The sequence below is a fragment of the Niastella soli genome (assembly GCF_017742245.1).
Classification (GTDB): Bacteria; Bacteroidota; Bacteroidia; order Chitinophagales; family Chitinophagaceae; genus Niastella; species Niastella soli.
On record NZ_JAGHKO010000001.1, the window covers coordinates 1,251,083 to 1,266,561 of the forward strand.

The 15,479-nt window shown below is 43.8% G+C and carries 14 protein-coding genes; 4 read left to right on the forward strand and 10 right to left on the reverse strand.

Annotated features, from left to right (window positions below; genetic code table 11):
* Window positions 1–539 precede the first annotated feature (539 nt).
* From J7I42_RS04955 to J7I42_RS04990, 8 genes are all read right to left on the reverse strand, one after another.
* Window positions 540–1,823, reverse strand: coding sequence for an efflux RND transporter periplasmic adaptor subunit (locus J7I42_RS04955; protein WP_209137661.1), 1,284 nt, complete (start codon window positions 1,821–1,823; stop codon window positions 540–542).
* A gap of 9 nt (window positions 1,824–1,832) precedes the next feature.
* Window positions 1,833–2,954, reverse strand: coding sequence for an efflux RND transporter periplasmic adaptor subunit (locus tag J7I42_RS04960; RefSeq protein ID WP_209137662.1), 1,122 nt, complete (start codon window positions 2,952–2,954; stop codon window positions 1,833–1,835).
* A 200-nt stretch (window positions 2,955–3,154) separates the two neighbouring features.
* Entirely contained in the window at window positions 3,155–4,408 is a 1,254-nt protein-coding gene (locus J7I42_RS04965) for a TolC family protein (RefSeq protein ID WP_209137663.1), read from the reverse strand.
* 424 nt (window positions 4,409–4,832) lie between these two features.
* On the reverse strand, window positions 4,833–6,770 hold the full coding sequence (locus tag J7I42_RS04970; RefSeq protein ID WP_209137664.1) for an efflux RND transporter permease subunit: 1,938 nt from the start codon (window positions 6,768–6,770) through the stop codon (window positions 4,833–4,835).
* Window positions 6,767–8,047: an efflux RND transporter permease subunit gene (locus J7I42_RS04975; protein ID WP_209137665.1), complete on the reverse strand. Its 1,281-nt coding sequence runs from the start codon at window positions 8,045–8,047 to the stop codon at window positions 6,767–6,769. The genes J7I42_RS04970 and J7I42_RS04975 overlap by 4 nt, the downstream gene beginning before the upstream one ends.
* A 37-nt stretch (window positions 8,048–8,084) precedes the next feature.
* Entirely contained in the window at window positions 8,085–8,693 is a 609-nt protein-coding gene (locus J7I42_RS04980) for a DUF3347 domain-containing protein (protein WP_209137666.1), read from the reverse strand.
* 27 nt (window positions 8,694–8,720) lie between these two features.
* The gene (locus tag J7I42_RS04985; protein WP_209137667.1) at window positions 8,721–9,059 is read right to left on the reverse strand and encodes a heavy metal-binding domain-containing protein; all 339 of its coding nucleotides are present in this window, start codon (window positions 9,057–9,059) and stop codon (window positions 8,721–8,723) included.
* Window positions 9,060–9,162: 103 nt separating this feature from the next.
* Window positions 9,163–9,555, reverse strand: a complete 393-nt coding sequence (locus tag J7I42_RS04990; RefSeq protein WP_209137668.1) for an HYC_CC_PP family protein — start codon at window positions 9,553–9,555, stop codon at window positions 9,163–9,165.
* Between the two features lie 297 nt (window positions 9,556–9,852).
* Here J7I42_RS04990 and J7I42_RS04995 point away from each other — a divergent pair, with 297 nt between their 5' ends.
* The 4 genes from J7I42_RS04995 (at window position 9,853) to J7I42_RS05010 (ending at window position 13,419) form a co-directional block, all read left to right on the forward strand.
* Complete coding sequence (locus J7I42_RS04995) at window positions 9,853–10,947, forward strand: sensor histidine kinase (RefSeq protein WP_209137669.1); 1,095 nt, start codon at window positions 9,853–9,855, stop codon at window positions 10,945–10,947.
* An 11-nt stretch (window positions 10,948–10,958) separates the two neighbouring features.
* Window positions 10,959–11,657, forward strand: coding sequence for a LytR/AlgR family response regulator transcription factor (locus tag J7I42_RS05000; RefSeq protein ID WP_209137670.1), 699 nt, complete (start codon window positions 10,959–10,961; stop codon window positions 11,655–11,657).
* Between the two features lie 207 nt (window positions 11,658–11,864).
* Entirely contained in the window at window positions 11,865–12,230 is a 366-nt protein-coding gene (locus J7I42_RS05005; RefSeq protein ID WP_209137671.1) for a hypothetical protein, read from the forward strand.
* A 427-nt stretch (window positions 12,231–12,657) separates the two neighbouring features.
* Window positions 12,658–13,419: a DUF6089 family protein gene (locus J7I42_RS05010; RefSeq protein WP_209137672.1), complete on the forward strand. Its 762-nt coding sequence runs from the start codon at window positions 12,658–12,660 to the stop codon at window positions 13,417–13,419.
* Window positions 13,420–13,523: 104 nt separating this feature from the next.
* Here J7I42_RS05010 and J7I42_RS05015 read toward each other — a convergent pair whose 3' ends face one another.
* Entirely contained in the window at window positions 13,524–14,333 is an 810-nt protein-coding gene (locus J7I42_RS05015; RefSeq protein WP_209137673.1) for a murein L,D-transpeptidase catalytic domain family protein, read from the reverse strand.
* Window positions 14,334–14,477: 144 nt separating this feature from the next.
* Window positions 14,478–15,479, reverse strand: coding sequence for an MlaD family protein (locus J7I42_RS05020; protein WP_209137674.1), 1,002 nt, complete (start codon window positions 15,477–15,479; stop codon window positions 14,478–14,480).

A 15,479-nucleotide genomic window follows, 5' to 3' on the forward strand; every position in this document is an offset into this window, starting at 1 on the left:
TGGTGTGAAACAGAAATTATAATCTATGTCAAAGAGCTGTAGACGTGTATTACAGCTGCTTTGCGCAGGAGCAGTTGCAATACCATACAAAGGTACAACAGGTATTTGGCCCGGCAATAACAGGCATGTCTATCCGAGTCTATAATGGATTATGTATCCCCATTTGTGTCTACAAGTGTCTACAAGCGTCTACAAGTGTCTTGCCTGGTTATAGGGAAAGCCGGCAATTGTTTGGGATGGCGCCGATATTGTGCCTGTATTATTGTGCACAATGTTCGGAAGTTGTTCGGACTCTCCCTGGGGATGTTCGGATGTACCCGAGGGAAATCCGAACAAAGTCCGAAGAAAACCCGGCGTGATACCGGCACAATCACGGCCATGATCCGACCCGCTATTTTTTGGGTCAGCTCCCAGTCTCCCCCTGATCTTGTTTGGCTTTTGTTTTGCTTAGTTGGCTGTTAATCAATATACTTAGCAGCTTTCTCACCCCCATTTTAGGGTTCGGCAGGGGATATATGCAGACTGATCCCGAAGATGGCTCAGTGTTTATGCCCTTCCATGGTTGCTGAGCCCTTTTTGAACACATATTCACTGTTCAGTAAATAAGCCCCGCTTACGACCACCACATCGCCGTTCTGTAACCCGGATCTTATTTCAATCCGGTCGCCACTTTCCAAACCGGTTTCCACCATTTTTCTTTTATAGGTATTGTTGGCGGCTTGTACCCATACCATAGCCATTTGCCCATTACGTAGTACGGCATCTATGGGCAATGTAAGGGCATCGCCCACCCTGCTTTTCAGTACTACATAAGCCGGCATGCCTGGTTTTAATTGGTTGCTGCTATTTGGGATGGAAATGCGTAACAGATTAATGCGGGTATCGGTGCTTATTTCAGGATTGGCGAATGTTACCTTACCTGTTATTGCGGCTCCCGGCATATCAGGCAATTGTACGGTAGCCACGCCCTGGTAATCTACCGACGCCAATTGCGATGCATACACCTGGGCTTCGGCCCAAAGGGTCGATAGATCGGCCAATTTTACCACTACACCGCCTTCCATTACATACTGTCCTTCCTTTACGGGTAACTCAGTAACATACCCTGTAGCAGTGCTGTAAAAGGCCGTTTGCGGGGAGAATTGTTTTGTTTTTGCCAGGGCATCTATTTGCGCTTCACTGACACCCCACAAAAGCAATTTGTTTTTGGCACTTTGCAACAGTTGCTTAAAGTCTATAATGGAATTGCCCAGTGTTTGCTGCCGTTCCAGTGCTGCCAGGTATTCCTGTTTGGCAGTATTCAATTCTTCGCTGTACAGATCGAACAGATGCTCGCCTTTTTTTACAAAGTCGCCGGTGTTTTTAAAATACAATCTGTCTATACGACCCGTAATGCGCGCACTTACGGTATTCACTTTCATTTCATCGAAGTTCAGGGTGGCTGTTAATACCACCTTATCGCCCATTAAGGCTTTGCCCAGAGTATCGGTTTGTATATTGCCAAGCTGGACCTGCTCATCACTGAGCATAATTTCATCTTTTGTTTCGTCCGATCTGTTAACCGGTATCAGGTCCATATGACAAATGGGACAGGTACCCGGTTTCTCCTGCACAATTTGCGGGTGCATGGAACAGGTGTAATAAATCTCAGTCTTTGCGGCCGCCACCTGTTTTTTGTTTTTGCAGGCTGCTGTTAATAACAATAATGCTGAGTAGAGAAACAAACGTACAAGCGTGCGATGCGCCGATTGGCGGGACACGCGCAACGGAAGCTGAGTAGTATTCCTGCTACCCGCACCATAATAAATAATATTCTGTAGCATAACTTTTTGCTATTGTTTCACTTTAATAAAACTCTCGCTGTCTACCAGGTATTGGGCATTGGCGGCCACCTCATCGGTTTCCTCCAGTCCGTTCAATACCTGGATCAGGTGATTATTCACAATACCCACTTCTATCTTATGTGCAATAAAAGCATCATCCTTTTTTATAAAGACCACTTTATCGAGTCCCAGCGTAAGCACCGCTTCTTCGGGTAGCCATCGGGCTGAGCGCGCGCCAGCGAAGATCACCGCCTTCACCTGGCTGCCTATGGGGATCCCCATATTCGGGTTATTGAAATAAACCCTGGCCGTGGCTGTTTTACTATCTGGCCGGTAAAACGGTTCCATAAAATTGATGGAGGCCCTGAAGTCTTTTTCGGGAGCCGTTTCAGGCACAATACGCACTTTATCGCCTACTTTCACCATCCCCGCCTGACCTGAAAATATATTCAACACGGCCCAGGCCTTTGACGGATTGTAGATCACAAACAAATTCTGGCCCTTTGTCACATACATCCCTTCCTTTAACTGCAATTCCTCAGTGATCAACGATACATCCTTCATACCGGTTGCTGCCTGTTGTTGCATGGCCTCAGGACTGCTTTCGTGAATATGGCCACTGTACCCGCTAAAAATGGAAACGGTAAAAACAGGCTTACCCGTTTTTATTACCTGGTCCAATTGCTGATTGCTCATGCCCAACAATAACAGCTTCTGACGGGCGGCTGAAATAAGCACCTGGTTATCGGCATCGTGCTGCAACAGGAACAACAGGTTTTGCTGTGCCGTCAACAACTCAGGACTATAGATATCCATGATCTTTTGCCCCTTGTTCACCTGTTGATACCGGTGTTTTATATAGAGCTTTTCAATCCGTCCGGTCACATTGGAAGAAACCGTGCCTTCCTGCCGGGTATCATAAGTAATAAAGCCATAGGTGGTGATCTCTACCGGTTCATCGCGCTGTTGAATGTGCACGGTTGGGATACCCGATAACACATACTGGTTTGAAGGGCGCAACAGATCGTTCAACGAAACATCCGTTACCTTTTCACCGGCCGTTTTCTTTACCAGGTCCATACCACAAATAGGACAACTACCCGGTTTGTCTTTTATTATTTGTGGATGCATTGGGCAGGTGTATGTTTCTTTAGTTGAAGCCTGTTGTGCAGGTTGTTCTTTTTTCGCTTCCTTACAGGCAAGGAAGGACAGAAGGCAGAAGGCAGAAGGCAGAAAAATTCGGAAGATTTTGCTGATTGCCCCCGCCCGGATGACCCGGTCGGACAGGGATTGCCGATTGCTGGCTGATCTATCTTTTTGCATACTTAGTTTCATTTTATCTCAAGCACTTTTTCTAATTCTGCCTGTAACAGCAGCGCTGCTTTTAACTGGTCCAGGTATTCTAACTGCGTCATGTTTAAAGCCTCCCAGGCATCGAACAATTCAAACAACTGCTCGGTATTTTGTTCATATCCCAATTGCATGGTTTGAAAATTCTTACGCAATGAAGGCACTATTTGCGTTTCATACAATCGCATTTGTTTCTTTTTTGTTTCCAGTTCTGCCCGGGCCGAACCAGCCATCCCTCTCGCTTCATTCAAGATCATTTGCTGCTGGCTTTTCAACGACTCATTTTGCCAAATAAGGCTTTCTGCTTTTGCCTTGTTCATTTTTGATGACCACTTGGCCAGGGGAAATTTTACCATTCCCATGATGGTGAACTGTGCGGGCTGGGTGCTAAGCCCGATCATATGATCGTAGCGCACACCAAACTCCGGTTTTAACTTGGCCAGCTCAGCTGAACGTTGCAGGTTATTCACTTCCATACTGCGCTGTAATGCCTGAATATCACTTCGCCGGCTGGTGAGGTAAGCGGAGTCGAATATGGTAACGGGGAACTCTTTCCAGGTATACAAAGTATCGATAGTAAGCTCCGTATCTACCTGCCGGTACATCAGGCTATTGAGCATAATGCGCTTTTGTTGCATCTCGTTTTCGAGCATCAGCTTCATATTGTCGATATTCGCCAGAGCCGCCTTGGCCTTATAATAAGCACTGATCTTTCCCAATCCGTTCTTATAGCGTATCTCAGCGCTTTTGATCATAAAGTCAAGGAGTAGGCTGCCCTCTTCCAACACCGACTGCTTTTTCATCAGCACTACCCATTCATAATAGCTTTTCTTAACCGTATAGGCCAATTCATTCCAGGCAATTTTCCTCTTTTCTGTTTCAACTGTTGACATAGAACGCATCCACGCTGCTTCGGCATTTTGCTTTTTCCGGTTGGGAAACATCTGCTGTGCAGAGATCATGAAAAAGCCCATGCCTTCTTTCATCATGGACGGATCGGCTTTTATTTCGCTGGTCTTATAAGGGGTCATAAACAATCCCGCACCCGCTTCGGGCGCCATCCAACTGTAGGCGCCTTTTGCTTCTTCATTAAAGGCGCGGGCTTCTGCTTCATACATTTTTAGGCCGGGGTTGCTTTTCTCAACCGTGGTCAGCATCTCGGGCAATGTCATTTGACCTTGTGAAGCCACTGCGGCTTTAAATGCTATAATGGTAAATAATAACTTTTTTAACATAACTGTATCTAGTTAGCGTGAAACGTGAATCCACCTTCGCCAAGGCTTCGGTGGACGAGTCGGCAATCGGAAATTTTGGCCTCGCGATATTCGAGACTCTCGTTGTCGTGAAACGGGAAACGTGAAATCCCGACGAGTCGGGACAGGCTGTGAAATAAAACCAGGGCATCTCACTGCGTTCGATGCAGGTCCTTCGCTGGCTCAGGAAAAAGGCCCGACGGTTGAGATTCCGATTTTTCTACCTTCTAAAACCAGACCTGTCAGGATCGCTTAAACCCACTAAATTAGCAAGCTCAAAAGGCGAACCTTACAGGTCTTGACGCGGCCTATAGCCTCCCCGTCAACATCTCACCCCTGTCAGCCCTGTCAACCTGCCTTCAGCCTACAGCCTTCCTTTATCACCCCTATCAACCTCATCAACTTACTAATGCTTAGTCTCCAACACTTCAATCTTCCCATGTTTACGTAATTCATATTCCTTAGCCATTAAAAATATCAACGGCGTTACCAGCAAAATATGGGTAGCGGAAGTGAACACGCCACCAACCATTGGTAATACGATCGGTTTCATAACATCACTGCCAACGCCATGGCTCCATAGTATAGGTACCAGCGCAAAAAGCGATACACATACTGTCATTATTTTGGGCCGCAGTCTTTTGGCAGCGCCGGCAATCACATACTCGCGCAAATCCTGTGAAGTAATGGTTTCGCGGGAATTTCCTTTACGGGCCACCAATTGTTGCATGGCGTCATTCAGGTAGATCACCATAACAATACCCGTTTCTACAGCCAGGCCAAACAAGGCAATGAAACCAACAGCCACCGCCACCGATAAATTCACCCCCCAAAACCAGATCATATATGCGCCACCGATCAGTGCAAAGGGTATGGTTATCAAACTGAGAAATGCTTCGCGGGCTGAATGAAAAGCGAAATACATGGAAATGAAGATCACCAGTAACACTACAGGCAGGATCAGTTTTAAGGTATGTTCACTGCGTATCAGGTTTTCGTACTGACCGCTCCATTCGAGGTAATACCCTTTGGGTAACTTGTTGATCATGGTATTCAACCTTTCGCGGGCTTCATTTACCGTGCTCCCCAGATCCCTTTCGCGTACATTGAACAGCACTGTTCCCCGTAACATGGCATTCTCTGAATTGATCATGGGCGGCCCTTCGGCAATGACTACATCGGCCACTGCTTCCAATGGAACGGGGCCATAGTTCATGGTTTGCACCTGCAGGCGTTTTAAGGCAGTGAGGTTGTTGCGGAAGTCCTGACCAAACCGTGCATTTACTGAAAAGCGTTGCCGCCCTTCTACAGTAGTCGTAAGCTTCATTCCACCCAGCGCAATTTCAATAACGCGGTTTACATCATCTACACTCAATGCATACCGGCTTATTTCATCACGCTTAATGTGGATATCGATGTATTTGCCACCCGTGATGGGTTCTACATACAGGTCCTTCACCCCGTCAATGCCTTCCAGCTGTTTTTTGATGGTTTGTGCAAATCCATAAATGGTATCGAGGTTTTGTCCGTACACTTTTACACCCACATCTGTACGAATACCCGTGCTCAACATGTTGATCCGGTTGATGATGGGTTGCGTCCAGCCATTGGTAACACCAGGAATTTGTAATTTATTATTCAGCTCATTGATGATATCGTTCTTGGTAATACCGGCCCGCCATTCTGCCTGCGGTTTCAACAAGATAATTGTTTCGATCATGCTGATGGGGGAGTTGTCGGTAGCGGTATTGGCACGCCCGGCCTTTCCCAATACATTCTTTACTTCAGGCACTGTTTTAATGATCTTGTCCTGTACCTGTAAAATGCGTTTTACTTCACTGTTCGATACATCGGGTAAGGTAACCGGCATAAACAGCAGCGATCCTTCATCAAGCGGCGGCATAAACTCCCGGCCAAGGCTTGTCAATAAGGGAATGCTGATAGCCAATGCGATTATATTTATTGCAATGGTAGTTTTACGCCATTTGATACAGGCTTTTATCACTGGTTCATAGATCCGTTCTAACAACCGGTTCACGGGGTTAGCTGTTTCTGGTCTGAAGCGGCCCTTCATAAAAAAGGAGATCAGTACCGGCGCCAATGTTACCACCAGCAAGGCATCTACCACCATTATAAATGTTTTGGTATATGCCAGTGGGTGGAACAATTTCCCTTCCTGACCAGTTAGCAGAAATACCGGTAAAAATGAAGTGATGATGATAATGGTTGAAAAGAACACCCCTCTCGATACCTGCCGACAGGCTTTCTCGATGATCTGTATCCGCATTAGTTCAGGAATGCGGTACTTATCCTTTCTGCTTATCTTATTAAATAGTTTCGTCATGATTGTTGGCTTTGCTGTTGCTGGTATTCGGCCAGGTGGCGATAGGCGTTCTCACTCATAATAATGCCATTGTCCACAATTACCCCAATAGCCAGGGCAATACCGGTTAACGACATAATATTCGATGATAGCCCGATGGCATTAAGCAGAATAAAACTTACCGCAATGGTGATAGGTATTTGTATGATGATACTTAAAGCGCTGCGCCAATGGAACAGGAAAATGATCACTATCAGGGCTACAACGACCATCTCTTCAATGAGCTTGTTTTTCACATTACCGATGGCAGCTTCTATCAGTTCGCTGCGGTCGTAACCGGTCTTAAACGTTACGCCGTTGGGCAGGCCTTTCTCCAGGTCTTTCATTTTTGCTTTAATGGCGGTGATCACTTTATCGGCATTTTCGCCATAACGCATTACAACAATACCGCCTACTACTTCACCCTGTCCATTTTCATCAAAGATGCCCAGCCGCAGGTCGCCGCCCATTTGCACGGTCCCTATATCTTTTACGCGAACAGGAATGCCATTGTAATTGCCCACGGCAGTGCTTTCCAGGTCTTCCTTGCTTTTAATGTAACCCAGTCCGCGAATGATATAGGCCATGTCGGTCATTTCAAACTTGCGACCGCCTACATCATTATTAGCTGCTTTTACTTTGTTCATAACATCCATAAGCGATACGTTATAGAACTGCAGTTTAACAGGGTCCAGCACCAGTTGATATTGTTTCTCAAACCCACCAAAGGAAGAAACCTCGGCTACGCCGGGCACGGTTTGTAGAGCGAGTTTTATATACCAGTCCTGCAAGGCGCGTTGCTCACCCAGGTCCATTTGTTTGGCATCGAGGGTATACCAGAATACGTGACCAACGCCCGTGCCATCAGGTCCTAATGTTGGCGTTATGCCTTCGGGCAACAGCCGTTGTGCATAATTCAGGCGTTCCAGTACGCGGGTGCGCGCCCAGTAGATGTCGGTATTATCTTCGAAAATCACATACACAAAACTCATCCCGAACATGGAGGTAGCGCGAACGTTCTTTACATTGGGGATGCCCTGCAGATTGCTTACCAATGGGTAGGTTACCTGATCTTCTATGATCTGCGGACTGCGTCCCATCCATTCGGTAAAAACGATCACCTGGTTTTCCGACAGGTCAGGAATGGCATCAATAGGATTCTTTTGCACATTGATGAAGCCCCAGATCAGTAAGGCCACTGCCATGGCCAAAACGATGTACCGGTTCTTTAGCGACCAGGTTATTAATGATGAAATCATTTTGAAATGTTGAATGTTGAAGTGGGGGGTGATATTTTTATTGGATCTCTTCTTCCACCTCGCCGCACTCCATCATTTTTTCACCGAAGTAGGGGTTCTTTATTTCTTTTGTTTCACTTAACCACATGGCGCCATTGCCATTTTTTGCCATGGGGCAATGATCGTGGTACAGGGTTTTACCACCTCCAAAAGCTTTCACAACAGCATACAGACCTTCGCTCATATCGGCAAAACGCTCGCGCTGGTGTTCAAGGTTATTGGAACTTTGGGCAATGTGTTCGGCATTTTCTTTTAAGCCGGCTTCATATTGATCGTATACTTTTTTCTGATCAGCCGCCAGTAATGATTTGTCGAACCCCTTTATAGCTGCTGACAATTTTTTTGCTGCATTGCCTGCTTCTTCAGCTTTTCCGCCAACCAGCGCATTCTTGATCTGCAGGTAATTGTCTGTTAATTGTTTCATGTAGGTGGCTACACCAGCATCAACATTGGTAAATGATGCTTTTACCATTTTTACCTCCGTGTTGTCCTCAGCTAGCTGCGTAGTAGGTGTTTGTTCTGCTGTTTGTTTGTTAGAAGCGTTATTGTTGCAGGAATAAGTGATCACTGTTAAGGTTGTCAACAACCCAAATACAATCTTTTTCATTTGAATAATTTTTGGTGTTCAGGATTTTTAACCGGAATGTTTACTATGGGTGCTATCTGTGTGCTTATGTTTTGGCGTATCGGACATTATTTTCAGTTGCATGCCGCATTTGGGGCACTTACCGGGTTTATCAGACACCACTTCAGGATGCATAGGGCATACGTACATTATTTTTTCAATGAGCGCCATACCGCACTGAGGGCATTTACCCGGTTTATTGCTTAATACATTTGGATGCATGGGACAGGTATACGTCTTTACTACACCTGTATCTGATTTGCTTTTAGGCATATTAGATTTTTTGTCTTGGGAGAAAGCAACAAACATGGTAAGGCAAGCCATTGCCAGCAATAGGATCTTTTTCATTTGCTATAAATTTTATGGTGAACTATAATACGCGGATAGATGGCATTTATGTAGATAATGCCACTAGCCCAACAGATTGTCAGGCTTTAGAAAAGAAAGTAAATCAGATACGGAAAATACAATAACGTATATGCAGCGGTACCGTACTTCGCGGCGGCGCATTGGAAACGGGATGTTCTTCACTGATGGATGTAAGAACCGGCGTTATAAGATCGGGATACGTTGTAACTACCGCTATTGCCAGGGGAGTTTCCGGTTGATACCGGCTCTCTGCCTTTTGGTCTTTTTCCACCTGCAACCGGTGGTGTTTATCTTCACAGCAACCACCTTTTTTTGAGATGGACTTAACCATGCCGCAATTGTCGCAGGTATGTGTTTCTTTTATGGAAAGGTCCCAGTTGGTAAGCCGGCCCATGCAATAATGCAGGTTTACCGTGGCCCCAATTGAGGTGCCCAGGTAAAAAACGGCTACTATGAATACCAGGAGCTTTTTCATTACGGCATAAAAGTAGCAGGATTTTCCGGAATGAGATTTATAAAATTTGCGCAAAAGGTTATAGAATATTTAGATAGCCGATAGACTGCTTCTATAAAACATACAGATTCAACACATTAGGCAGGGGCCTGAAGAGCTTTTTCCTTAATAACTTCGCCATCTCACAGTCTGGTCTTCTTACTTTTAACCTCCAACATCCTATTTATAAGTTCTTACTTCCGCTTCTCTGTCTATACATACCAACAGCCTACCGATACAATCAATTATATGTAATTTGAGATTAATTACTTTGCAAATATGCCTTCTTTAAGGATCTCAGATATTTTCATTCATGTATGTGCCGGGCTGGCTTTTTTAACCCTGCCCCTGCTTTTTATGAGCGGACATACGGGGAATGAGGGCATATTACCCATTGTATTTTCTTTGGGTTATTGGATATTCGGCCTCACCTATATTGGGATCTTTTACCTGAACTCCTACTGGCTGATCCCTTCGCTTTATTTCCAAAAGAAGTACCTGATCTATGTTGCTACTATTCTACTAATGTTTGTAGTGGTTTCTTATGGCAGGCCCTTTGAACATTTGCTGCAACATCAACGACATCTAAAGCCACCACCCACCCGAGTATTCAATCCGGGGCAGGGTATACCCCATCAACCTGGTGGCGGACCACCACCAGGACCAGGCAGGCCGCGGTCGATGCGAATTGATATCGTAAGTATATTTTTATACATCATGACCATAGCTTTGGGTATGGCTATACAGGTTACCCGCCAGTGGCGCAATTCGCTGCAACAAATTTCACGTGCAGAAGCAGACAGGGCGCAGGCAGAACTCTCCTTTTTAAAGGCCCAGATCAACCCGCATTTCTTATTCAATACGCTTAACAATATTTACTCGCTGGCCATTACCAAAAACGATAAAACAGCCGACAGCATTATGAAGCTGTCGAACATCATGCGATATGTAACAGATGATGTATCGAAGCATTTTGTACCCTTGCAACTGGAGGTGGATTGCATTCATGATTTTATTGAACTACAGCGGTTGCGTTTGAGTAAAAAGGTGCAGGTTGATTTTAGTGTAAAAGGCGAACTGGAAAATAAAGCCATCGTACCTTTGTTGTTGATCACATTTGTGGAGAATGTATTTAAATATGGCATCAGCAACCATGAAAATGCCACGATCACCATTCAATTAACTGCCAGCGAACGAAGCATTACATTTTACTGCCACAATAAGATCTTCATACCCGCCGGCGCCCCAATACGTACAGGCATTGGTATTGGCAATGCAAAAAAACGGCTGGAACATTTGTACCCCAATAAACATCTACTGAATATTACCAACGAAAACGGTTTCTTTTCCGTAGAGTTAATCTTACTGGCTTAAACTGTTTCGTTATGCAATTGAAGTGTATAGCAATTGATGATGAGCCGCTGGCTCTGGAGCTTTTACAGGAATATATCTCCCGATTTCCCCAGTTAAAACTGGTACATACATTCGATGATGCTATTTCTGCCGTGGAATTATTACGTAATACCAGGGTTGATCTGCTGTTTATCGACATCAATATGCCCGATATTACAGGTATTGATCTGGTACGTTCTTTGCACGAAAAGCCAATCGTCATTTTCACCACAGCCCATAAACAATTTGCCATTGAGGGGTTTGAGCTGGACGCTGTCGATTATCTGCTAAAGCCCATCAATTTCGACCGGTTTACCAGGGCCGTAAATAAAGCGATCGATTACTTTAAATATAAGAGCACCCCAGCGCAAGAGGAGAACGACAGTTTATTTGTGCATTCAGAATACAAGCTGGTAAAAATCCCGTTGAATGAGATTGAATACATCGAGAGCCTGGAGGATTATATAAAAATTCATATTACCGGGACGAAGCCAGTGCTAACCCTTCTATCGATGAAGAAAGTGCTGGAAAAATTACCGGCGGATAAGTTCCAAAGAATTCATCGCAGTTATATTGTAGCTGTTTCCAGGGTTAAATCCATTCAAAACCGGAAAGTACAACTATCCACAGGAGTGGAGCTGCCTATCAGCGATAGTTATGTTCAATTTATTAATAACTGGAAAAAAAGCTAGCCTAAAAAAGGCCATTTCCCCGATACATTTACCGGTTTCGTCTATAACATTACTGCAAATAATAATATCGACCCTAATTTCAGGCCCCAGAGCAATTTTTGTTTATACATGGAGGTTATATGTTGACTTCACGTATCGGGCAACCTATTTTTCCGTTGTATCGTAAAAGTGAACGTATTTCCGTTTTTTTCCAATAAAACCTCTTGTATGAAGAAATCGACTACTCTGGCAGTATTTATCGTATTGATTGTTATACTTGCGAATGCCTGCAAAAAAGACAGCGAAGAGAATCAGGACCCTGGTTCGGGCACTGTTGATTGTGGTACTATTACTACCAGTTTTTCTGGCAATGTAAGCGCTTTAATGAGCACGAGTTGTGCAAAATCAGATTGTCACAACAATGGAAGCACCAACGGACCGGGCGCCCTTATCTCCTACAACCAGATCTTTAACGCAAGAGTGAAGATCAGGGTAGCGGTAGCTAATGGATCAATGCCGCGGGATGCCAGTTTTACAGCAGCCCAAAAAGCCATTATTACCTGTTGGATTGATGGCGGTGCCCCCAATAATTAAAGCGGTATTAAAAAGCAAAAAGAATATCAGTCAAAGCACAATGATAATCGCATTACGACGTCAAATAAATACGTGAAATTCTAGCAACTAGTTTTTCATGGGTGTTACTTTTAAAGTGCAAAGCTCTGTTTCCACAGGGCTTTTTTTTATTGCCCTATGGCGCTAAGTATAAACAAGTAAAAATTAAAATAAGTTTATATAGATGGCCTGACTTTTGCTAATAAATTCACGACCGGAACTTATAACCTCCTTCCTAAATAAATAGAAGTGACTATTTATCATTCTTATTTAACTATCCGCAACTCCTTTTACGTAAAAAAAATAGCGCTATAGACCCCTACCTCTACTTTTAATTCATTACTTACTACCATCCAGTAACAAACTTATTTGTTGATGGCCCATTTTTACCCTACTAAACATCCAATACATGAAAGTGATTTCCGGAAAATTGCTGGTGTTTTCTCTTATAGTATGTAGTTTTTTTACCCGCGCGTATGCGCAAACGGGCGTTACGATCCCTAAACATGAAATAGGATTTAGCATAGGCATGTTTATTTACCAGGGAGACCTAACACCTGAAACGGCGGGCGCTTTTAAAACACCCGGTTTTGCTTTTAATCTTTTTTACAACCGGCTGCTTTCACGGTCATTTTCATTAAGAACAAATCTTGCTCATGGTAAACTGTGGGCCGATGAAGCCAATTATGATAGTCCTGAATGGCGTAAACAACGCAACTTCTGGTTCAATGCCCGAAATACGGAGATCTCCGAACTATTGGTGTGGAATATTTTAGGAAATAACTATAGTGAAAGAAAGATCATCTCGCCGTATATTTTTGCGGGTGCAGGACTGGCGTCCTTACGCATTAACCGCGGCTGGGAAAATTTTAACTACGATTATTTTGCATCCGATTCTGTTTTATTGAACGGACTGGCAGCCGACAGCGTTCATTCCCTGCCCGGTACTATTGCAGTTATACCCGTTGGCCTTGGTATCAGGTACCCCATTTCAAACAACCTTTCGCTTATGGCTGAAGCTTCGTATCGTTTTACATTTACCGATTATATCGATGGGTTCAGTCAATCATCAAACCCCAACAAAAACGATCACTACTCGAACTATTCAATCGGCTTAATATATACGTTTGGTAAAAAGACCTCCCTGGATTGTCCGGTTATGCGCTATTGATAAAGAAATATATTGGTGAATAAATCGTTCACTTTTTGAAAAACCAAAAAAGATTGACCTTTCATGTCAATCTTTTTTTATTGGTGAGGATATTCACACTATTATTATCCCGTAATTACAGGTTGCTGTGTTAATACCTGTTGATTGATCATTTTGCTATGAGAAACGTAAAACGAATCGGGGCTATATAAAAATAAACAACTCCCGTCCTTTATAGTATTGATGATAGCCTTGTGCAGTGAAGGTGGCACAGCAGGACATCCCAGACTACGGCCCAGAACACCCTTTGCTTTTATAATGTTTTCATTTACATAATTGGCGGCATGCATTACAATACTTCTGCTGTAAGCGTTGTCATTGATGCCCGGTTCTTTTCCATCGAGCCGTAATGAAAAACCATGTTCGCCTGAGTAAGTAGTTCCTGTTACGTAAAAACCCAAACTACTCTTAAAGCTATTGGCGTCATTCGAAAATTCAGTGGCCATTTCCTTGCCTGAATTTCTACCATGCGAAACATAGGTATTGAACAACAATTTTCCTGTAGTTACATCGATCACGAACAATCTCCTTTTTGTTGAAGGCAAACTAAAATCTACAATGGAAAGAATATGATCGTTCTTTATTGCGCCATTTGAAACAAGATCGATATAGCCTTGTAACGCATAGTCAAATGCGGTCTGGGTAAGCCCAAGGCTGTCTAATTTTATTTGACCATACAAACTACTCAACCGTCTAAAAGCCTCACTTACATGGCTTTCACTCATGGTCGAATCCTTTACAAGGATAGCTGTATTGGCTTTTTTGTTGTTTAGGAAATCTGATGCAGGTGCTGCATACATAAAACATACTACTACCAGTAGTAACAGCGGAATGAAGATAAATGCCTTGAATTTGGGATAGTTGGATTTTGCCATTCATTTGGTTTTGACTAATGCTATTAATAAAAATCAGCTTACCCTATACTAACATATAGTGGCGAAAGTGGTTTGCCAAATGAGTGCGTTAAGTAAATTTTAACAGTTAACTGAATCAATGTTGTGTGGCTTAAAAAAGCTATTTTATTGCTTATTTTTGGCCGCTTCCTTGCGTTCCTTTTCTTCCTGTTTTGCTTTCTTTTTAAAATACCCACGGAATAAAAAATTGTGTTGTATGGCCTCCAGGTCATCATCTAACTTCTCACTTCCAACGCTTAGGTTCTCTATTATCACTCTCACCTGTTCGGCCGACTGTTTATCGTTTAATAATAACCCTAAGGTATTATCGGTTGTATGCAGTTGATCACTAACCGTTTTTAAATTAGCAGTAAATGAATGGGCAGCATCGGCAGCATCATTTATTTGTTTTACTGCAGCCTGTAAGTTTGCCATGATCAAAGTATCATGCACCAGCCCATTTGCCAGGCTACCCGGTTTATTAAACTGGGCCGTGTATTCAGCAATGCGACTGCTCAGCAATTCGCTGTTGTGTGCAGCCTGTTGCAGGTTAGTGGCTGTATTAGCCAGGCTCTTATATAACGTTGCATCGGTGAGCAGTGCTCCAGCAGTACCTTCTCCTTTTACCAGCCGGTTGCTTACAGTTTTAAAATCGGTGGTTATGGCAACCAGGTTCTCATTGTTCTTTTGCAAGGTGGCCATCATATCGTCGGTGCTCAACGTATTCTCTACCTGCAAGTGTTCGCCTCCTTCAATAGCATCGGCCTGCGGAGACCCGCCATAAATAACTATCAGTTTATTGCCGATAAACCCTTCGGCCCCTACTTTCGCTTTTGCATCCTTACGGATGAACTCCTGTGCTTTTTTCTCAATTTGCATGATCACTTTTATCCGCGAGCTGCCATTAAAGTCAACCGCTTTTACTGTACCCACTTTAACACCCGAAAACCAAACGTTATCACCCTTTTGTAAGCCATTCACATTATCAAAAACTGCTTCCACCTTTATAGAAGGCACAAATGATTTCTTCTGGCCGCCTAATGTAAAAATCCCAACCAAAAAGATCAGCAGGCCTACTGTTACAAACAGACCAACGATCACTGCTCGTTTGTTTTTTTCCGTGCTCAT

Coding starts and splice junctions, on each gene's coding strand:
- J7I42_RS04955 (WP_209137661.1), bottom strand. CDS start 1,823: ATGCTACAGAATATTATTTATTATGGTGCGGGTAGCAGGAATACTACT.
- J7I42_RS04995 (WP_209137669.1), top strand. CDS start 9,853: ATGCCTTCTTTAAGGATCTCAGATATTTTCATTCATGTATGTGCCGGG.
- J7I42_RS04965 (WP_209137663.1), bottom strand. CDS start 4,408: ATGTTAAAAAAGTTATTATTTACCATTATAGCATTTAAAGCCGCAGTG.
- J7I42_RS05005 (WP_209137671.1), top strand. CDS start 11,865: ATGAAGAAATCGACTACTCTGGCAGTATTTATCGTATTGATTGTTATA.
- J7I42_RS04975 (WP_209137665.1), bottom strand. CDS start 8,047: ATGATTTCATCATTAATAACCTGGTCGCTAAAGAACCGGTACATCGTT.
- J7I42_RS05015 (WP_209137673.1), bottom strand. CDS start 14,333: ATGGCAAAATCCAACTATCCCAAATTCAAGGCATTTATCTTCATTCCG.
- J7I42_RS05020 (WP_209137674.1), bottom strand. CDS start 15,479: ATGAGCACGGAAAAAAACAAACGAGCAGTGATCGTTGGTCTGTTTGTA.
- J7I42_RS04990 (WP_209137668.1), bottom strand. CDS start 9,555: ATGAAAAAGCTCCTGGTATTCATAGTAGCCGTTTTTTACCTGGGCACC.
- J7I42_RS05010 (WP_209137672.1), top strand. CDS start 12,658: ATGAAAGTGATTTCCGGAAAATTGCTGGTGTTTTCTCTTATAGTATGT.
- J7I42_RS04980 (WP_209137666.1), bottom strand. CDS start 8,693: ATGAAAAAGATTGTATTTGGGTTGTTGACAACCTTAACAGTGATCACT.
- J7I42_RS05000 (WP_209137670.1), top strand. CDS start 10,959: ATGCAATTGAAGTGTATAGCAATTGATGATGAGCCGCTGGCTCTGGAG.
- J7I42_RS04985 (WP_209137667.1), bottom strand. CDS start 9,059: ATGAAAAAGATCCTATTGCTGGCAATGGCTTGCCTTACCATGTTTGTT.
- J7I42_RS04970 (WP_209137664.1), bottom strand. CDS start 6,770: ATGACGAAACTATTTAATAAGATAAGCAGAAAGGATAAGTACCGCATT.
- J7I42_RS04960 (WP_209137662.1), bottom strand. CDS start 2,954: ATGCATCCACAAATAATAAAAGACAAACCGGGTAGTTGTCCTATTTGT.